This window comes from Bradyrhizobium sp., assembly GCF_047605465.1.
Taxonomy (GTDB): domain Bacteria; phylum Pseudomonadota; class Alphaproteobacteria; order Rhizobiales; family Xanthobacteraceae; genus Bradyrhizobium.
On the sequence record NZ_JASGFS010000007.1, the window covers coordinates 164,396 to 184,283 of the forward strand.

Annotated in this window: 17 protein-coding genes; 11 read left to right on the plus strand and 6 right to left on the minus strand. The window is 65.7% G+C overall.

Going from position 1 to position 19,888, the window contains the following annotated elements:
• Positions 1–34: 34 nt before the first annotated feature.
• Positions 35–2,434: an EAL domain-containing protein gene (locus QM712_RS09785; protein ID WP_415022879.1), complete on the plus strand. Its 2,400-nt coding sequence runs from the start codon at positions 35–37 to the stop codon at positions 2,432–2,434.
• A 3-nt stretch (positions 2,435–2,437) separates the two neighbouring features.
• On the opposite strand, the gene QM712_RS09790 is transcribed toward QM712_RS09785, so the two are convergent.
• On the minus strand, positions 2,438–2,872 hold the full coding sequence (locus QM712_RS09790) for a hypothetical protein (protein WP_415022880.1): 435 nt from the start codon (positions 2,870–2,872) through the stop codon (positions 2,438–2,440).
• Positions 2,873–2,931: 59 nt separating this feature from the next.
• Between QM712_RS09790 and QM712_RS09795 the strand changes: the two genes are divergently transcribed.
• Positions 2,932–3,519, plus strand: a complete 588-nt coding sequence (locus tag QM712_RS09795) for a hypothetical protein (RefSeq protein WP_415022881.1) — start codon at positions 2,932–2,934, stop codon at positions 3,517–3,519.
• Between the two features lie 9 nt (positions 3,520–3,528).
• Here QM712_RS09795 and QM712_RS09800 read toward each other — a convergent pair whose 3' ends face one another.
• Positions 3,529–4,872 (minus strand): PLP-dependent aminotransferase family protein, encoded by a 1,344-nt coding sequence (locus QM712_RS09800; protein WP_415022882.1) that lies wholly within the window; start codon positions 4,870–4,872, stop codon positions 3,529–3,531.
• A gap of 188 nt (positions 4,873–5,060) precedes the next feature.
• Here QM712_RS09800 and QM712_RS09805 point away from each other — a divergent pair, with 188 nt between their 5' ends.
• Positions 5,061–5,297 carry a DUF1127 domain-containing protein gene (locus QM712_RS09805; protein ID WP_415022883.1) on the plus strand — a complete coding sequence of 79 codons (237 nt, stop codon included), beginning with the start codon at positions 5,061–5,063 and terminating at the stop codon, positions 5,295–5,297.
• A 218-nt stretch (positions 5,298–5,515) separates the two neighbouring features.
• Here QM712_RS09805 and QM712_RS09810 read toward each other — a convergent pair whose 3' ends face one another.
• The 3 genes from QM712_RS09810 to QM712_RS09820 form a co-directional block, all read right to left on the minus strand.
• Positions 5,516–5,761 (minus strand): hypothetical protein, encoded by a 246-nt coding sequence (locus QM712_RS09810; RefSeq protein WP_415022884.1) that lies wholly within the window; start codon positions 5,759–5,761, stop codon positions 5,516–5,518.
• 15 nt (positions 5,762–5,776) lie between these two features.
• Positions 5,777–6,202 (minus strand): universal stress protein, encoded by a 426-nt coding sequence (locus QM712_RS09815; RefSeq protein ID WP_415022885.1) that lies wholly within the window; start codon positions 6,200–6,202, stop codon positions 5,777–5,779.
• A gap of 71 nt (positions 6,203–6,273) precedes the next feature.
• Entirely contained in the window at positions 6,274–6,810 is a 537-nt protein-coding gene (locus tag QM712_RS09820) for a SixA phosphatase family protein (protein WP_415022886.1), read from the minus strand.
• A gap of 93 nt (positions 6,811–6,903) precedes the next feature.
• On the opposite strand from QM712_RS09820, the gene QM712_RS09825 reads away from it, so the two are divergent.
• The 8 genes from QM712_RS09825 to QM712_RS09860 all read left to right on the plus strand — a co-directional run bounded on the left by QM712_RS09825 (position 6,904) and on the right by QM712_RS09860 (position 18,931).
• The gene (locus QM712_RS09825; protein ID WP_415022887.1) at positions 6,904–8,358 is read left to right on the plus strand and encodes an NAD(P)/FAD-dependent oxidoreductase; all 1,455 of its coding nucleotides are present in this window, start codon (positions 6,904–6,906) and stop codon (positions 8,356–8,358) included.
• A gap of 85 nt (positions 8,359–8,443) precedes the next feature.
• On the plus strand, positions 8,444–8,956 hold the full coding sequence (gene msrB, locus QM712_RS09830) for a peptide-methionine (R)-S-oxide reductase MsrB (protein WP_415022888.1): 513 nt from the start codon (positions 8,444–8,446) through the stop codon (positions 8,954–8,956).
• A 235-nt stretch (positions 8,957–9,191) separates the two neighbouring features.
• Entirely contained in the window at positions 9,192–11,444 is a 2,253-nt protein-coding gene (locus QM712_RS09835) for a flagellar hook-basal body complex protein (protein ID WP_415022889.1), read from the plus strand.
• 37 nt (positions 11,445–11,481) lie between these two features.
• Positions 11,482–13,365: a flagellar hook-associated protein FlgK gene (flgK, locus tag QM712_RS09840; RefSeq protein WP_415022890.1), complete on the plus strand. Its 1,884-nt coding sequence runs from the start codon at positions 11,482–11,484 to the stop codon at positions 13,363–13,365.
• Between the two features lie 20 nt (positions 13,366–13,385).
• Positions 13,386–15,260, plus strand: coding sequence for a flagellar protein (locus QM712_RS09845; protein WP_415022891.1), 1,875 nt, complete (start codon positions 13,386–13,388; stop codon positions 15,258–15,260).
• A 73-nt stretch (positions 15,261–15,333) separates the two neighbouring features.
• Positions 15,334–16,122, plus strand: coding sequence for a hypothetical protein (locus QM712_RS09850; protein WP_415022892.1), 789 nt, complete (start codon positions 15,334–15,336; stop codon positions 16,120–16,122).
• Between the two features lie 62 nt (positions 16,123–16,184).
• Complete coding sequence (locus QM712_RS09855) at positions 16,185–17,435, plus strand: ATP-grasp domain-containing protein (RefSeq protein WP_415022893.1); 1,251 nt, start codon at positions 16,185–16,187, stop codon at positions 17,433–17,435.
• The gene (locus QM712_RS09860) at positions 17,432–18,931 is read left to right on the plus strand and encodes a pyridoxal phosphate-dependent decarboxylase family protein (RefSeq protein ID WP_415022894.1); all 1,500 of its coding nucleotides are present in this window, start codon (positions 17,432–17,434) and stop codon (positions 18,929–18,931) included. Before QM712_RS09855 ends, QM712_RS09860 begins: the two co-directional genes overlap by 4 nt.
• Before the next feature lie 76 nt (positions 18,932–19,007).
• Here QM712_RS09860 and flbT read toward each other — a convergent pair whose 3' ends face one another.
• On the minus strand, positions 19,008–19,433 hold the full coding sequence (gene flbT / locus QM712_RS09865) for a flagellar biosynthesis repressor FlbT (RefSeq protein ID WP_415022895.1): 426 nt from the start codon (positions 19,431–19,433) through the stop codon (positions 19,008–19,010).
• Positions 19,434–19,888: the final 455 nt, after the last annotated feature.

Sequence of the window (19,888 nt, forward strand, 5' to 3'; positions counted from 1 at the left end):
GCCGGTTCTAGTGCGGCTGCAATAGGGGCCGGCAATGTATCAAGTGTTCTACTGTCTTACCGACCAGCATGACTGGCGTCTGGTCGTGCTGGGCGGCGCGGTGTGTCTTCTCGCCAGTGCAACGGCGATCAGCTTGTTTCATCGGGCGCGTGCGGCGAATGGTGGTGCCCGCGTGGCCTGGATCCTGCTCGACGCGGCCGTCGGCGGCTGCGGCATCTGGGCGACCCATTTCATCGCGATGCTGGCCTATGGCCCCGGGGCTCGCGCAGCCTACGACATTCCGGTCACGATCCTGTCCCTGGTGTTCGCGGTCTCCGTGACGTTCATCGGCCTGAGCATCGCCGTCTCGGCGAGCCGTGCCTCCATCGCCGCCATCGGCGGTGCCGTCATCGGCGGCGGCGTCGCGGCCATGCATTATACCGGCATGATGGCGCTCGACATGCCCGCGCGGGTCGACTGGGTGGTCGGGACGGTGACGGCCTCCGTCCTGTTCGGCATCGTCTTCGCGGCGCTTGCGATGTACGTCGCGGCGCAGCCCGATCGTCGCTATGGCTCGCTGAAGGCGGCGGGCCTGCTGACGATCGCCATCGTGTCTCATCATTTCACCGCCATGGGCGCCGTGCTGCTGACGCCGGACCCGACACTCGTGGTCAGCGGAATGTCGATCGCGCCGGGCTCGCTCTCGATCCTCACCGCGAGCGCGGCGGTCGCCATTCTCGCGATCGCGCTCGCAGCCGCCGTGCTCGATCGCCGCGCCAAGGGCGAATTGGGACGTCAGCAGGTGGTGCTCGACACCGCGCTGGAGAACATGTCGCAGGGCCTCTGCATGTTCGACGCCGAGGGCAAGATTCTTCTGTTCAACGAGCGCTATGCGACAATGCTGCACCGTTCCGACAAGCAGCTCACGGGCCGCGTGCTTCTCGACGTGCTCAAGGAGGAGCAGGCCGAGGGGAAATGGAGCGGTGATCCCAGCGAGTTCTTCGCGCGCCTCGTGGAAGATGCCAGGGAAGGGCGCACCACGACCGACGTCGTCATACGGTTCGGCCGCTCCATCCGCGTCGTCAACCAGCCGATGCAGGGCGGCGGCTGGGTCGCGACCTTCGAGGACATCACCGAATGGCTGGAGGCGCAGGCGAAGATCTCGCACATGGCGCGTCATGACGCGCTGACCAATCTGCCGAACCGGATGCTGTTCCACGAACAGCTCGAGCAGGGACTGCGCCGTGCGAAGGCGAACGATCAGCTCGCCGTGCTGTGCCTCGACCTCGATCACTTCAAGGACATCAACGACTCCCTCGGCCATCCCATCGGCGACGCCTTGCTGAAGGAAGTCGGCCGCAGGCTGAAGGCCACCGTCGGGGAGAATGACACGGTCGCGCGGCTCGGCGGCGACGAGTTCGCCGTGGTGCAGCTCGGCCGGTCCGAGGAGGCCGCCGCGACGCTGCTGGCGAGCCAGCTTGTCGAGGTCATCTCGGCGCCCTACGAGATCGACGACCACCAGATCGTCATCGGCGTCTCGATCGGCATCTCGCTGTGGCCGCAGGACGGCAGCAATCCGGACGAACTGCTGAAGAACGCCGACCTCGCGCTGTACCGCGCCAAGGCGGACGGCCGCGGCACCTATCGGTTCTTCGAGACCGGCATGGATGCGCGCGCCCAGGCGCGGCGCATGCTGGAAATGGATCTGCGCGCGGCGCTGCAGCGGAACGAGTTCGAGGTCCACTACCAGCCGATCCGTGACGTCGCCAGCGATCGCGTCGTCGCCTTCGAGGCATTGCTGCGCTGGAACCATCCGCTGCGCGGCATGATCTCGCCTGTCGGATTCATTCCGCTGGCCGAGGAGACCGGACTGATCATCCAGCTCGGCGAGTACGTGCTGCGCAGCGCCTGCGCGGACGCGGCGACCTGGCCGGACGGTGTCGGCGTTGCCGTCAATTTGTCGCCGGTGCAGTTCAAGAGCCCGAACCTGATCGCATCCGTGACCGCGGCACTGAAGGAATCGGGCCTCACGGCGCGTCGCCTCGAGCTCGAGATCACCGAATCCGTGCTGCTCCAGAACAGCGAGGCGACGCTGGCCACGCTGCACGAGCTGCGCAGCATGGGCGTGCGCATCTCGCTGGACGATTTCGGCACGGGCTATTCGTCGCTCAGCTACCTGCGCAGCTTCCCCTTCGACAAGATCAAGATCGACCGCTCCTTCGTGTCGGAGCTCGCCACGCGCGAGGATTCGATGGCGATCATCCGCGCCGTGACCGGCCTCGGCCGCAGCCTCGGCATCGTGACGACCGCGGAGGGCGTCGAGAACGACGCGCAGCTCGAGCTGCTTCGGCGCGAGGGCTGCACCCAGGTGCAGGGCTATCTGTTCAGCAAGCCACGGCCTGCGTCGGATGTCGTGCTGATGCTGGAGCCGGTGCGCCGCCGCGCATCGGCGTGAGGTTTAGGAGCGGCGCAGCGCGAAATGCGCGCCGCAGAACGCCATCACGGCGCCCAGGCACAAGGCGGCGAGGCCCGCGAGCACGCCGGAGACGGTCGGAATCGGGCTCGGTGCGGACGCCGCCTGGCCGGCCCCCGCGAGCAGCAGCACGCCGACCGCGATCAGGAACTGCCGCATCCGTTGCGGGATCTGGCCGGAGACGGCGCTCTGCATCAGGGTCGCGGTGAAATAGCCGCCGGAGAATCCGACGGTTGCGATCAGCCACCAGGCGATCGCCGCGCCCGCCGGCATGAACTCGTGCGTGTCGGACCGCCAGAGGCCGCCGAGGTCGAGCCCGTAGCGCGCGCCGAGCATGTGCACCGCGAGCGCGAGCAGGACGCCGGCGATCACGGCAGCACCGAGAATCAGCCGGCGCGGAAAAAAGATCGTCTCAGCCATGCCTCGCTTGTAGGATGGTCGGGGGCGGTCGCGCAAGCCGATCGCGGACGGGATGGACGATGCAGGTTTCGGAAGCTGAGGCCGGTTCGGTGACGAGCTACGCCTACAAGGCGTCGCTGATCGGTTCGGCGCATCGTTTCGAGCTCACCGGCGACGGCCTGTCCTGGCACATCGCCGGCCGCTCCGGACTGTGGCGCTACGACGAGATCAGCGCGATCCGGCTTTCGTTCCGCCCCGTGTCGATGCAGCAGCACCGCTTCCGCGCCGATGTCAGCCGTGCCGGTGGCGGCCGTATCGCGATCCTGTCGACGAGTTGGCAAACCGCGGCGCTGATGGCACCGCAGGACAATGGTTTCCGCGATTTCATCGTCGAGCTGCACGCGCGGATGGCGAAGGCGGGCAGCCGCGCCGAGCTGATCGCCGGCCTCGGCCGCAAGACCTATGCCGCGATGCTGGCCTTCCTCGCCGTGCTGGCGGTGGCGATGTCGGGGCTCCTGATCCGCGCGCTGATGATCGGCGAATTCGCCGGCGCGCTGTTCATCATCGGATTTGCCGCGCTGTTCGTCTGGCAGGTCGGCGGCTTCGTGCGGCGCAACCAGCCGCGGAGCTACAGCTTCGACCGCCTGCCTCGATCGCTGCTGCCCTAAGGGCACGCGCTATTCCGTCGAGTCGAAATCCTCTTCCTTGGTGCCGAGCAGCGAGGCGAGCGTGCGCAGGCCGGAATCGAGCTGTTCAGGGGAGGGCGGCGCCAGCGCGAGCCGCACCGCGTTCGGCGCGTGACCATGGGCGATCGCGAATGTCGAGGACGGGGTCAGCGCGATGCCGCGCCTCGCTGCTGCGGCCACGAAGGTCTGTGAACGCCAGTGCGGCGGCAGCGTCAGCCACAAATGATAGGAGCGCGGATCGGCCGCGATCTGGTAGCCCGCGAGCAGCTTCGCTGCAATCTGCTGGCGGCGTGTCGCATCGATGCGCTTCAGTCGCGTCAGTTCGGCAACGGTGCCGTCGGCCATCAGTCGTTGCCCGGAGGCGAGCGCATGGCCGGAGGCGATCCAGCCGCCGGTCCGGACCGCGCTCATCACGGTCTCCCGCAGATGCGGCGGCGCGACGAGAATCCCGAGGGCAAGGCCCGGTGCGACCTTCTTGGACAGGCTGTCGAGCACGACGCAGCGGTCCGGCCCCAGCGCGGCCAGCGGCGTCTCGTCGGCGAGAAAGCCGTAGACGGTATCCTCGATGATGGTGAGGTCGAGTTTCTCGGCGACGCGCATGATGTCCGCGCGCCGGCTCGCATTCATGGTGACGCCGAGCGGATTCTGGATGACGGGCTGGAGGTAGAGCGCCGAGAGGTGGGCCTCGCGATGCGCCTTCTGGATCGCATCGGGGCGCGCGCCGTGCTCGTCCATCGGGATCGGCACCAGCGTCACGCCGAGCCGTGCGGCGATGCTCTTGACGTAGGGATAGGTCAGCGCCTCGACGCCGCAGCGGCCGCCGGTGGGGATGAGCGCGGCGAGCGCAGCCGCCAGCGACTGCTTGCCGTTGGCGGTGAAGACGATCTGCTCGGACTGCGGCGACCAGTCCTTGCGCGCGAGATAATTGGCCGCGGCGTTGCGCGCGCTCTTGGTGCCAGTGCTGGTCGAGGCCCGCAGCGCCGCCTCCAGCGCGTCGACACGTTCGAGCCCGGCGAGGCTCTTGGCGATCATGGCCCATTGCTGTGGCAGGAGGGGATAGTTGACCTCGAAGTCGATCCGCGCGTCGCGCGGCTCGGTCACGGTTTCGACATTGCGCCTGACGTCACCGGAGATGAACGTGCCGCGGCCGACCTCGCCGACCACGAGGCCACGGCGCAGCAACTCCGTATAAACCCGGCTGGCCGTCGAGACCGCGATGCCGCGGTCGTAGGCGAAATTGCGCTGCGGCGGCAGCCGGTCGCCGGGCCTCAACGTCCCGTTGGAGATGTCGGCGGCAATCGAATCGGCGAGCTTTACGTATTCGAACTTGGACATTATTGCACCGAGAGCAATGTTTCCCTTGCACCGAGGAATGTACTGGAGCATTTAAGTTCCATCAAGTTCCGCGATTGAGCCGAGGAGAGCGAGAGCAATCCGAGGGCAAAACAGGGTGCAGATGCTTCACGGCGTCTGCGCCAACGGCATCCGCTTCGCCGCGCGGGACGGTAGGCCGGAGAAGAAAAATGACCACGATTTCGCAAACTGCCGGGCAGGATTTACGCCCATCCTCATCGCGCGGATTTTTCCGCTCGCTCGCCGAACGCGCACTTGCGCTGTTCGATCGCCTGGAGCGCCGCTCCGCCGTCAAGACGCTGAACGAGCTCGACGACCGCGCGCTGCGCGACATCGGGATCACGCGCAGCCAGATCGAAGACGCCGTCTACGGACAGTTCAAGGACGAACTGCGGCGCTATCTCTAAGACACCGCGGGATCAGGCGATCGCGACCTGATCCCACGCTCCGCCGAAAGCCCGATCGTCGTCGGATCGGTCGGACTGGCGGCGCGGCTTCGGCGAGGCGCCGCGTTGTCGCCGATGCCGGACCTCCAGGCGCCGCACATGCGTTGTGATGCTGCCGGCGAGGAGATTGATGCGTGCCGCCGTCCGCCTGAGCACGAACAGAATCGTCGTGACCCGGCTCAGCACGCCCAGCAGGAACAGCCGTCGATATAGGCGAGGAGATCGCCGACCAGCATCAGCTCCGGCGGGATCGGGATCCTGTGGTAGTAGGCCAGGATCAGGATCACCACCGGAATCCAGGCAATCACCTGCCGCAGCGTCAAGCGGTCGAGCAACGCGGCGAATTGCACCACGCACACGGCCCACAGCGCATCGCCGATCGCGAGCGGGACGTCGTAGGTCCATCTTCGCCACCATTGCCTCACGGCATTGCTCCGAGTTCAGTGCCTGACCACCAGCACCGAGCACTTTGCATAGCGCACGACATGACCTGCATTTGAGCCGAGGAAGTATGTGCGCATCGCCGGCCGGTGCGAGGTCATCACGATCAGGTCGGCTTTCATGTGGACGGCTTCTTCCAGGATCTCGTGATAGATGCCGCCCTGGCGGACCACGCTCGAGATGCGCCCCGACTCGATGCCGGATTCGCGTGCGACGATCGCGAGCGCCTCTTCCGATGTCTGGCGCTGCTGTTCGTCGAAATCGGCCGGGACATATTCGGCGAGCATCACCGGCGTCATCGGCAGCACGTTGAGCAGACGTATCGATCCGCTCCATGTCTGCGACAGCGTCGCGGCGGTCGCGATCGCCGGCTTGGCCAGATCGGTGTCGGCGAGGTCGATCGGCACGAGAATGGACTTGAACATCTGCGCCTCCAAATCTTCCAGTCGTCCAACCGTCAAGCTGGCTCAACCGGATGAGACGGCGCCCTTGCGTCTCATTCCAGTCGGAGCAGCTTGGGGCTGACGAACAGCACCAGTTTGCCGCGGCGGTAGGCCACGTCGCTCCAATCCTTGTCGTCAAAGTCGAAGATCGCAAGTCCCGCGGTGGGCAGATTGTCCGCGAGCGCCTTGGCGCCGGCCGGATCACCGCCGCCCATCAGCATCAAGGCGACCTCGTGCATTCCGGGATTGTGGCCGACCAGCAGGAGCTGTTGCGGGTTGGCCGGAACGGTTGCGGTGCGAATGGTCTCCAGGAGCTGCGCCGGATCGGCACCGTAGAGTTCCGGGAGAACCTCGACCTGCGGCGCTGCGACGCGGTCCTTCATGGTCTCCCAGGCGATGTCCCAGGTCTGGCGGGCGCGGACGGCGTGCGAAACCAGCGCGGTATCGGGAAACGGCGGGTGGGCGGCGATCCAGTCGCCGATCTGCGCGGCGTCCCTGCGGCCGCGCTCGTCGAGCCGGCGATCCTGGTCGCGCCCGCTCGGCGCGTCGGTCTCGGTCTTGGCGTGACGCAGCAACATCAAACGGCGCATGGCATTCTCGAATCGTTACGCGTCCAGGATAATCTACAGGCGCCTGTTGAGGACAAGGTGACAAGCGCCCGACCGGTCCTTTAAGAAAACGACATGAGCGAGACTTTCACAAGCGTGTCCCAGCAGGAAGCCGGCCTTCGCGAGCGCACGCGGCTGTCGTTCGACCTCGACGCCGACATCTGCGTCATCGGCGCCGGCCTTGCCGGGCTGTCCATCGCGCTGGAAGCGGCCCGGCTCGGGGCTAGCGTCGCGGTGCTCGAGGGGCGCCATGTCGGCTGGAACGCGTCCGGCAACCAGCTCGGCACCGTGATGCCGGGGTTCGCGCTGCCGCTCGCCGACCTGATCGAGCGCATCGGCCTCGAGGACGCACGCGAATTGTGGACCCTGTCGAAGGAGGGGGCCGAGTTCGTCCGCGCCAACGCCACCGAAGAGAACATGCCGGGGATCGGGCGCAGCGACGGCGTGCTGGAGGTCTCCAACGTCGACGCGGGTGACCGGCTGATCAGCCGGCTGCAGGTGCTCGGCGAGGACTTCGACACCGAGGTCGAGGGCTGGCAGGCCGATCGCGTCCGCGGCGTGCTCAAGACCGATCATTATTTCCACGGCGTCTATTATCCCAGGGCGTTCCAGGTCGACGGCCGCAAATATGTGCACGGCCTTGCGGCGCTGGCACGGCGGGCCGGGGCCCGCATCTTCGAGGACACGCCGGTCGTCAGCATCGATCATTCCGGCATCCGCAAGCGCATCGTCACGCCTTCGGCGCGGCTGCGCGCCACCCATATCGTGCTGGCCGGCAACATCCATCTCGGCGCGCCCTTGAAACGCCTGTCCGAGACGCTGCTGCCGGTCTGGCGCTATGCCGGGATCACCGCGCCGCTCGGCGAGCGGCTGCATGAGGTCGTCGCCTTCACGGGATCGGTGATGGATTCCGACGGCGTCGACCATTTCCGCATCGTCGACGGTGACCGCCTGCTATGGGAAAGCCCGGAGACCACCTGGGCCGCGCGTCCGCAGCGTTTCGCCGGTGCCGTCAGGCGCAGGATCCGCACGATCTTCCCGGCGCTCGGCAATGTCGAGATCACGGACACCTTCGGCGGCGCGACCGGGCAGACCGTGCACGGCATGCCGCAGATCGGGCAGTTGCGCAAAGGCCTGTGGGTGGCGAGCGGGTTCGGACGCCAGGGCATGAACACCTCGGCCATGGCCGGGCAGTTGATCGCGCGCAGCATCTTGTGGGGCGACGAGCGGTGGCGGCTATTCTCGCCATTCGAGCTGGTCTGGGCGGGCGGCGCGACCGGGCGGGTCGCCGGCCAGCTGGTCGGGATATGGGGCAGGGCGAGTTCCGCCGCGGCCGGGTCGCTCGCGCGATACCGCGAGCGGGCGCGGGTCAAGGACAGGGAGCGCGAGGCCCGGCTTGCCGAAGCCAACCGGGCCGCCGGCACCGGTCCGCGCCGCCCACAACCCGGCGTCCGGCCCCGGCCGGCTCCGCCGCCGGAACCGCCCGTGGCTGCGGAACCTGTCCCCCAGGATCAGACCGTCTCGCAATAGGCAGAGAAAAATCCCGCCTGAAAGTGTAACGTCAGCCGTTAGAGCCCGTATCTCAGGGCGTGGATACCCGCGCACGGAGAAAGACATGTTTGACCGCCGCATCCTGTTGACGACCGTCGCCGGCCTGATCGGCCTTTCGGCCTTCCGCTGGCTGAGGGCATCGCCCGCCGAGGCCGGAGAGAAGGCCGCGGAAAAGTTCGAGATCGAGAAGACGGAGGCCGAATGGCGTGCCCAGCTCACGCCGCAGCAATATGAGATCCTGCGCAATCAAGGCACCGAGCGTCCGGGCACGAGCCCGCTGCTCGCCGAGCACCGCAAGGGCACCTTCGCCTGCGCCGGCTGCGACCTGCCGCTGTTTGCGTCCGAGACCAAGTTCGAGAGCGGCACGGGTTGGCCGAGCTTCTACCAGCCGATCGAGGGCAATGTCGGCAAGACCGAGGACAGATCCTACGGCATGGTTCGTGTCGAGGTGCATTGCCGGCGCTGCGGCGGTCATCTCGGCCACGTCTTCGACGACGGTCCGCGGCCGACCGGATTGCGCTACTGCATCGACGGTTTCGGGATGGTCTTCCACCCCGCGGCCGCATCGGCGACATAGGCTCCTTCACCGCCGCGTTTCGTCGCGCGAACCGGTGACGAGGCCGCCCGAAAACGCCATGGCGTCCCGGCAATTGTTGCCGCCCCGGCAATTGTGCCCCGGTCCTCGGACCGGGGGCTGTCTATTTAAGTCATTGATTTCGTGACGATACCCGCATTGGCATAGCCTTTGCGACTGTCTCCTCCGATTGCGGCCAGGGTTCGGCGCCGCCGAGATCGGATTTGGAGACAAAGTTATGGGTATCTTCGATGCAATGAACACCTCGGTGGGTGGCCTGCAGGCGCAGTCCTACGCGCTTCAGAACATTTCCGGCAACATCGCGAACTCGTCGACCACCGGTTACAAGGGCATCGGGACCAGCTTCCAGGATCTCATCCCCGACTCCTCCGTGCCGAGCAAGCAGGTCGCCGGCGGCGTCACGGCGCACGCGCAAGCGACCATTACCACGCAGGGCACGATCTCGACCTCCAGCGTCGCCACCAACATGGCGATCACCGGCGACGGCTTCTTCTCGGTGCAGAAGGCGAGCGGCGTCGTCGACAACGTGCCGGTGTTCAGCGACGTCACCTATTACACCCGTCGCGGCGACTTCCAGCTCAACGCCAACGGCAACCTCGTCAACGGCGCCGGCTACTACCTGATGGGCGTCGCGGTCGACCCGAAGACCGGCAATCCGCTCGGCAACGTGCCGACGGTGCTGCAATTCCAGAACAACTTCATCCCGGCGCAGGCGACCACCTCGATCCAGTACGCGGCCAACCTGCCGACCCAGCCGAACACGGTGGCGAGTTCTACTGCAGCCAGCGGCACGCTGCTCGCGTCCGGCGGCCTGAACCCCTCGGATTTCGCATCCAACCCGCTGGCGGTCGGCACGCCGCCCGCGCCCTACGCCAATGCGACGGTCGCGGGCGCAGCCGCTACCGGCAACGTCCGCTCGGCCTATTCGTCGACGACGGGGACGGGCACGGTCGCGCTTCAGAACAATTCGGCGGCCGCGGCCTCCACGACGACGTCGCTCGACGGCTCCGTGGGTACGCATCTGGCCTCCAGCATCCTGGCCTCGCTCAGCGGCCAGACGCTGACGATCAACGGCAATTCGATCACCTTCGACAACAGCACGGGCGTCACCACGACCGGCAGCAACACCACGATCGGCCTCGGCGCAGGTACCACTGCGACGGTCGCCGACATCCTGAGCGCGATCCAGACGGCAGGCGGCGCCGGTGTCACGGCGTCGCTGAGTGCCAGCGGCAACATCCAGATCTCGAGCGGCACCGGCACCGACGTCGCGGTCGGCAGCGGCACCGCGGCCACCGCGCTCGGCATCAGCAGCGTGACCCGCGGCGGCAACGTGCTGTCCTCGCCGGCGATCTCGGGCTCCACGGTGCTGAGCGGCAGCGCGACCCCGGGCGGCGCCCAGGTGCTCACCTCGGGCTTCTCCGCCGGCGATACCATCACGGTCAACGGCCAGACGCTGACCTTCATGGCCTCGGGCGCATCCGGCCCGAACCAGATCAACATCACCGACAACGTCACGACCCTGCTCGGCAAGATCGATGCGCTCTCCGGCGCCTCGGGTTCGTCCATCAGCACGGGCGGCGTGATCTCGCTGAACACCGGCACCGTCTCCAATCTGTCGGTGTCGAGCTCCAACAGCGCAGCCTTCGCCGCGCTCGGCTTCACCTCGACCATCACCAAGAACCGCGACGGCGGCGGCACCGCGGGCACCGGCACGGTGATCGGCAACGACCTTGCCACCTTCACCAAGGAATCGATCAGCGGCGGCGCGGTGACGGCCTACAATGCCTCGGGTACGCCGGTGAACCTGCAGCTGCGCTGGGCCAAGACCGACAGCGCCTCGCTGGGCGCGGGCCACGCCGATACCTGGAACCTGTTCTACCAGACCAACGCGGATGCCACCGGCACGGAGGTCGGCTGGGTCAACACCGGACAGGCCTTCACCTTTGCCGCCGATGGCTCGCTCACCTCGCCGAGCGGCTCGGGCATCACCATCAACAACGTCACCGTCGGCGGTCAGTCGCTCGGCTCGGTTGCCTTCAACATCTCCTCCGGCGGCCTGACGCAGTACGCGAGCACGAGCGGTGCGGTCACCATCAACACCATTACGCAGAACGGCTACGCCGCCGGTCAGCTTCGCTCGGTCTCGGTCAACAACAACGGCATCGTGGTCGGTACCTTCTCGAACGGCCAGAACCTCGACCTCGCTCAGGTGACGCTGTCGCACTTCAACGGCACCAACTACCTGAAGGCGATGGACGGCGGCGCCTACGCCGTGACCGACCAGTCCGGTCCGGCCATCGCCGGCGCCTCGGGCACCATCAGCGGCTCCTCGCTGGAGGGATCGAACACCGACATCGCCGATGAATTCACCAAGCTGATTGTGACCCAGCAGGCCTACTCGGCCAACACCAAGGTGATCACGACCGCGAATTCGATGGTGCAGGACCTCTTGAACGTGTTGCGCTGATCGGTTCATCGGCGCGTAACCAAAGGCGGCCAGTAACATGGGTTTGAGTTCAGCCCTCGCCAGTGCGATGAGCGGTCTGCGTGCCAACCAGGCCGCGCTCTCGATCGTCTCGTCGAACGTCGCGAATTCGCAGACGCCGGGCTACGTCGCCCAGACGCCGAACCAGATCGAGGTCTCCACCGGCACCTTCGGCTCGACGGCGATGACGACCGGCGTCAGCCGGGAGCTCGACTCCTACGTGCTGAACCAGCTCCGCACCGAGACCGGCGGCAGCGGCTATGCCGACCAGATGGCCAACATCCTGAAGCAGCTTCAGAATGTCTATGGCACGCCCGGCAACGACGGCACGCTCGAAACCGCGTTCAACAATTTCACCTCGGCGCTGCAGGCGTTGTCGACGAGCGCCGGCTCGTCGTCGGCGCAGACCGTCGCGGTCGGGGCGGCGCAGGCGCTGGCGCAGCAGCTCAACGTCACCACCAAGGGCATCCAGTCGCTGCGCTCCAATGTCGAGCAGGATCTTAGCACCTCGGCGCAGCAGGCCAACGCAGCGATGCAGCAGATCGCCGACATCAACACCAAGCTGCAGGGCCTGGCGTCGACGGATCCGTCCGCAGCGACGCTGATGGATCAGCGCGACCAGGCGATCAACACGCTGTCGAAATATGTCGACGTCCGCGTCGTCACCGACGGCTCGAACCAGGCTAACATCTTCACCAACACCGGCATCCAGCTCGTCGGCGCCGGGCTCGCCTCGCAGTTCTCCTTCGCCTCGGCCGGCACGCTCTCGGCGACGTCGCTCTACAACGTCGATCCGGCCAAGTCCGGCGTCGGCTCGCTCACCATCAAGCTGCCGAACGGCTCCTCGCTCGACGTCGTCGCCAACAACGTCGTCTCCTCCGGCCAGATCGCGGCCGACCTCAAGCTGCGCGACCAGACCTTGGTGCAGGCGCAGAACCAGGTCGACCAGCTCGCCGCGACGATGGCGAGCGCGCTGTCGGACAAGACCACCGCCGGTACCGCGGTCTCGGGCCCGCCAGCGGGCTTCGATGTCGATCTTGCGGGCACCGCGCCCGGCAATTCCGTCAACATCACCTACACGGACACGACGACCAACACGCAACGGCAGATCACGCTGGTCAACGTGACGGACCCGGCGGCGCTGCCGCTGCAGAACGCCACCAACGCCAACCCGATGCAGGTCGGCGTCAATTTCTCCGGCGGCATGAGCGCGATCGCGTCCGCGCTCAACACCGCGCTTGCCGGCACGCATTTGTCGTTCTCCGCCGCCCCGTCGCCGGCCACCGCCACGACGCTGCGGATCACCGATGACAGCACCGGACTCGCGAAGGTCAACTCGTCCTCGATCACCCAGACGATCTCGTCGCTGACCTCGGGCAATCCGCAGCTGCCGCTGTTCACCGACGGCGGCACGGCGCTCTACACCGGCGCGATCACCAGCTCCGGCTCGCAGATCACGGGGCTTGCCGGGCGGATCGCCGTCAACACGTCACTGGTCACCGATCCGACCAAGCTGTCGGTCTACAGCACATCGCCGGTGACGCCCGCGGGCGACACCACGCGATCCGACTATCTCTACTCGCAGCTCACTTCGGCGGTGTTCTCCTATTCGCCGCAAACCGGCCTCGGCTCGTCGAGCCAGCCGTTCAGCGGCAATATCTCGAACTACCTCCAGCAATTCCTCAGCGTCCAGAGCAATGCTGCGACGCAGGCGACCCAGCTGCAGCAGGGCCAGAGCGTCGTGGTCTCGACGCTGCAGGCCAAGTTCAACTCGACCTCCAGCGTCAACCTGGACTCGGAGATGTCGAACCTGATCCAGCTTCAGAATGCCTACGCCGCCAACGCCCATGTGATGTCGGTGGTGCAGAGCATGATGAATACGTTGCTCCAGGCTCAAGTGTAACCGGTACAGGGCTCTGAAAGATGTCGATCAGCAGCATCAATTATTCTTCGTCGATCCTCGGCTCGCAGATTCGCAACATCAATCAGCAGCTCACGGATCTGTCGGCGCAACTCTCGTCCGGCAAATTGTCGCAGAGCTACTCCGGGATGGGGAGCAACGAAGGCTTCGCGATAGCCTCGCGCGCGCAGCTTTCCAACATCGCGGCCTATACCGACACGATCACCAACGTGAACGTCAACATCAACCTCGCCAACACCGCGCTGCAGTCGCTGACGACGATCCGCAACACCGTGCAGACCGGCGCCGCCAGCACCGCGCAGGATCTCAACGTCAACGGACAGACGATCGCGCAGAACACCGCGGCCGCGCAGTTCGGCTCGATGGTCGGCGTTCTCAACACGCAGTCGGGCAACCGTTATTTGTTCTCCGGAACGGCCGTCAACACGCAGTCGGTCGCCGATGCCGACGTCATCATCAACGGAACCACCACCCAGGCCGGCCTGAAGACCGTGATGGCGGAACGCCAGGCGGCCGATCTCGGCGCCGACGGGATGGGACGGCTGGTGCAGACGCAGCCGAGCGCCACTTCCGTGAAGGTGTCCGAGGACGTCGCCGGGTCCCCGTTCGGGCTCAAGATCGCGGCGGTCTCCTCGACATTGACGGGCGCGACCGTTACCGGACCGAGCGGCTCGCCGGTGTCGTTCTCGGTGGATCTCAACGGCAACAATCCGAGCAACGGCGACAAGCTGAGCGTGCAGTTCACGCTGCCGGATGGTTCGACCGAGCAGATCGACCTGACCGCGTCGACGGCCACGCCGCCCCCGGCCGGCAGCTTTGCGATCGACGCGACCAATCCGACCAACACCGCCTCGAATCTCAATGCCGCGCTGAACACCGCGATCCAGAAGCTCGCGAATACCTCGCTGGTGGCCGCGTCCGCGATGACCGCCGGCGACAATTTCTTCAACACCGCGAGTTCGGCCATCGGCACGCCCGTGAACAACCAGGCGAGCCCGCCGGCGCCAATCACCGGAGCGACGGCACTGTCCGGGACGACTCCCTCGGATTCGATTTCGCCAGGCTTCGTCGCGGGTGACACCATCACGGTGAACGGCACGACTCTGACCTTCGTCAGTTCGGGGGCGACCGGCAATCAGATCAACGTCACCGACAGCATGCAGACCCTGCTGAGCAAGATCGATTCGATCACCGGCACGTCGAAGCCTTCGACCATCCATGGCGGCGTGGTCACGATCAATACGGATGACGCATCGAGCCTGAACATCACGAGCTCGAACACCGGCGCGCTGGGCGCGCTCGGCTTCAGCTCGACGCCGATCACCGCCACGCAGCCGCCGTTGCGCGTCGGCTCGTCGCCCGCGAGCTCCGCGACGACGCTGGTGAACGGTTCGGCCAATACCGTGAAATGGTACACCGGCAATGATGGACCCGGTTCGGCGCGCTCGACCGCCGTGGCGCGGGTCGACGATTCCATCACGGTGCAGTACGGCGCTCAGGCCGACGAGGACGCGATCCGCCGGCAGTTGCAGACGATCGCCGTGTTCGGAACGTTCTCGACCTCGGCCACCGGAACCTATTCGGGCGGGCAGGTGTCGGCGCTGAGCCAACGGGTGACGCAGGCCTTGACGCAACAGCCGGGACAGCAGCGCCTCGAGGACATCCAGACCGACATCGCGATGGCCCAGAACACGATGAAGGACGCCACCACGCGCCAGACCCAGGCCAAAGCGCAGCTCCAGGGCATCATCGATCAGGCGGAATCGGCTTCGCCCGATCAGGTGGCAAGTCAGATCCTGGCGCTCCAGAATGCGCTGCAGGCCTCTTACCAGGTTACCGCGAACCTCGCGCAGCTCTCGCTCGTCAAATTCCTCTAGGCGCGCATTAAGGCGCCGTTAACCATGCCTGTTTACCTCTTGGTGACGATTTGAGGTGGGGGCGGAGCCGTCGATGTCGGACCGGATGCAACTTGTGGTCGCTACGCCGTGCTTCGGCGGGCAGGTGTCGAGCATTTATGCGAGCTCGATCTTCGCGCTTCAGCGCGCCGTGCACGGTATGTCGAATCTCGAGCTCAAGGTGCTCTTGCGCGACGGTGACGCGCTGATCACCCGGGCGCGCGCCAATCTGGTCGCGATGTTCCTCGACGACCCCAAGGCGACCCATTTCCTGTTCGTCGATGCCGACATCGGTTTCAAGCCGGAGCAGGTGTTCCGGCTGATCGAATGCGGCGCCGACGTCGTCGCGGGCTGCTATCCCATCAAGCGCGTCAACTGGGACAAGGCGAAGCGCGCGATGCAATCCGGCCGCGCCGACGTGGCGGCGGCTTCGCTCGACTATGTCCTCGAGATCGAGGATCCCGACCGTATCGTGATGGTCAACGGTTTCACCCGCGTGCGCTATGCCGGCACCGGCTTCCTGATGATCCGGCGTCACGTGCTGGAGGCGATGTGCCGCCATCCGAACTATGCCGGCCTTCAGTTCTTCCGCGAACACTCGCACGATACGCTGGCTTCGAGCCAGAACAGGTTCGCGCTGTTCGAATGCATGATCGATGCGGCGAGCGGCACCTATCTCTCCGAGGACTTCGCCTTCTGCAAACGCTGGACGGACATCGGCGGCGAGATCTGGGCCGACATCCAGAGCTCGCTCGATCACGTCGGGCCTTCGGTGTTCCATGGCGACATCGCTTCGCAATTCGCACCGGCGCCCGCAGCAGCAGCCGCGGCGGATGCTGCCTGAGCTTTCCGGAATGAGCGGCGGCTGCTCGCGGCACCGCGCTGCTGCCGTGGTCGAGGTTTGAGATGTCGCACTCCGCTTCGCCGATCGGCGTGACCGCACCGAATTATGCCGATCGCATCGGCTTCGCGCAGTTGACGCGCCGCGCCTTCGAGGGCGTCGATCTTCACCCGCTGCGCGATCAGCTCGTCGCGAGGATCGCGGATGGCACTGCGCAGGCGGGAGAAGGACTGGATTTGTCGCTGATCGCACAGCTCCTCGGCGACAAGGAAGCGGGGCTCGCGATCCAGGCGGAGGTGCTCGCCTTCCATCAATTGTTCCGGACGCGCTGCGAGGCGCCGAAGCCGCGTCTGCGTGTGCTCGCGCTCGCAGCCGACATCGACATGGGCGGCAATACGCCGATCGAATTCCTGCTCGAAGGCTCGGACATCGAGCTCCTGACGCTCTATGTGGTCAAGGGTGCCGGTCTGCCCGAGGCATTGCCCGATCACGACGTCGCCATCGTGATCGCATCCGATTCCGAAGAGTGCCGCGAGGCGCTCGCGCTGATCGCACAAGCCGCGCCGCGCTGGCCGCGGCCGCTGCTCAATCGCCCCGATCTGATCGGCAACCTCGATCGCGACAAGCTGTATCGACTGCTGACGGGTATCGCGCGTCTCGACATTCCCGCGACCGTGCGCGTGACGCGCGCGCAACTGTTGGATCTTGCGCAGGGACGCATCGGCTGCGAGCAGATCGCGAGCGAGTTGCACCTTCCGATGATCGTTCGTCCGCGCGGCTCGCATGCCGGCGTGGGACTCCTGAAGGTCGACGATGCCGGAGCGCTCGCGGCTTATCTCGCCGAGCGGCAGGAGGACGATTTCTTCGTCGCGCGCTTCGTCGATTATGCGAGCTCCGACGGACTCTATCGCAAATATCGCCTCGCCATGATCGACGGCCAGCCATACGCCTGCCATATGGCGATCGCCGATCGTTGGGACATCTGGTATCTCAACGCCTACATGGCGTTCAGCGAGGAGAAGCGGGCCGAAGAAGCTGCCTTCATGATCGACTTCGACCACGCCTTCGCCGCGCGTCACCGCAGCGCGCTCGACGAGATGAGCAAGCGCGTCGGTCTCGATTATTTCATCGTCGATTGCGCGGAGACCAAGGCCGGCGAGCTCCTGATCTTCGAGGCTGACAACACCGCGGTGGTGCACAACATGGATTCGCCGGTCGTGTTTCCCTACAAGCCGCCGCAGATGCGCAAGATCTTTGCCGCTTTCACGGCGATGCTGTCGCGTCACGCGATAGCGGACACGGGACGAGCAGCATGAACGAGATCCTTCGCGAGACGCAGCAGACGGTCATCGGCACTTCGCTCGATCCGCAGGACTGGAACTCGTTTCGCGCACTCGCCCATCGCATGCTGGACGAAGCGATCGACGGCATCGCCGACATTCGCACGCGCCCGGTGTGGCAGCCGATTCCGGACCACGTGCGTTCCGCATTCAGGGCCGACGTGCCGCGCGAGCAGAGCGATCTCGCCGAGGTCTATCGCGAATTCTCGGAAGGCGTTGCGCCTTATGCGACCGGCAATGTTCATCCCGGCTTCATGGGCTGGGTGCATGGCGGCGGCACGGCGGTCGGCATGCTCGCGGAGATGCTGGCGGCTGGTCTCAACGCCAATCTCGGCGGACGCGATCACATGCCGATCGAGGTCGAGCGCCAGGTCGTCGACTGGATGCGCTCTCTTTTTTCTTTCCCGGAAGATGCGAGCGGCATCTTCGTCACGGGCACATCGATGGCCAATCTGATGGCGGTGCTGGTGGCGCGCACCAGCACGCTGGGCAAGCCTGCACGGCAGCATGGCATTGGTAATGACGGGGCGGTGCTCACGGCCTATACTTCGCAGGCCGCGCATGGCTGCATCTCCAGAGCGATGGACATCGCCGGGCTCGGCACCGATGCGCTGCGCAAGATCGATGTCAATGCCGATCATTGCATCGATGTCGCCGCCCTGCGGGCGCAGATCGCGATCGACCGTGAGGTCGGATTCAAGCCGTTCCTCGTCGTCGCATCGGCCGGCACGGTCGATGTCGGTGCGATCGACGATCTCGAGGCGATCGCCGTACTGTGCCGCGACGAAGGGATCTGGTTTCACGTCGACGGTGCGTTCGGTGCGCTTGCGATCATGTCGCCCGAACTCGCGCCAATGCTCGGCGGCATCGAGCTCGCGGATTCGATTGCGCTCGACTTTCACAAATGGGGGCAGGTGCCTTACGACGCGGGCTTCCTGCTGGTGCGCGACGGCGAGCAGCATCGGCAGGCCTTCGCGCAGCCTGCGGCGTATCTGCGCCGCGAGGCGAGGGGACTTGCGGCGGGGGCGGTCTGGCCCTGCGATCTCGGCCCCGACCTGTCGCGCGGCTTCCGCGCCTTGAAGACCTGGTTCACACTGAAGACGTTCGGCACGGCGCGCCTCGGCGCAGTGATCGCGCGTAGCTGTGCGCTCGCGAAATATCTGGAAGCGCGCGTGCTCGCCGAACCGCGCCTGGAATTGCTGGCGCCGGTCAATCTCAACATCGTCTGCTTCCGCTACCGCGCGGACGACGCCACCAATCGCGAGATCGTGGCCGATGTCCAGGAGTCCGGCATCGCGGCGCCATCGAGCACGACACTGGACGGCAAGTTCGCGATCCGCGCCGCCATCGTCAATCACCGGACCGAGGAAGTCGACGTCGATGCGCTGGTGTCGGCGGTGCTGGAGTTCGGCGCACGTCGGACCGGCGATGGCCTGATCGAGACCGCGTCGCCGCCGCTCGCGGCGCAATGATCGCGAGAGATATCCTTGAAAAGGCAACGGCCCCGGAGACGATCCGGGGCCGTTGCCGTTCGTGCGGATATCGCAATCAGGCGGCGGAACTGACGTCGCCTTCGGGATGTGCGGCCTTGTATTGGTCGCGCAGCTTCTCTTCATAGGCGATCAGCTTGCGGGCATCCTTGAGGGCCCGGTAGAGATCGCCGTTCAGGATGTTGTTGTTGATGCCCTCGATGATGGGCCAGGAACTGGGCACCGCGGTGACGATGTCGCGCACCAGGTTGAAGTAGGTGCCGTGCTGGGTCTGCGGATCCGGCGAGATATACATCAGCTGGACCGCCAGATAGACGAGCTTGGCCGGGGTATTGGCCGTCTCGGGCGTGAGGATGTCGCGCTCGCGCAGGATCGGCACGTTCTCGCCGTCGATGAGGAGGCGGGCGCGCTGGTCGGTGTTGGTGATCACGCAGTTACCGACAATGATGCGTTCGTGCGGTCTGAGCTCGACCTTGAGGGCCATGCCTGTTCTCCATCAACGCTTTCGTAACCGAGCGCGTGTTGCGGCGGATCAAGGCGCAATACTCCCTCAACATTAGTTAACGAGTTGTGAATCTCGCGGGTTTGCGCGGAAAAGACCAATTCTTTCAATGGCAAGATCGCGTGGCACTGCAGCGAAGCTCCGGGCGGCAGTGCTCGAATCGCGCCGCGACTCAGCGAAAGCGCGGGTTTCATTTCATGCTTCGTTAGATTCTGGACGCCACGGTCCGCCGGTCGCTGGGTCAATCTCGATCCAAGCAGACGCGTAACACTAGCGTTGTTTACCAGAAAGGTAACACCCAATGTCCGGTATCGTTCTCTCCGCATCGGTTCGTCAGAACCTGCTCTCTCTCCAGTCCACCGCTGACCTCCTCGCCACCACGCAGAACCGTCTGTCGACCGGCAAGAGCGTCAACTCGGCCCTGGACAATCCCACCA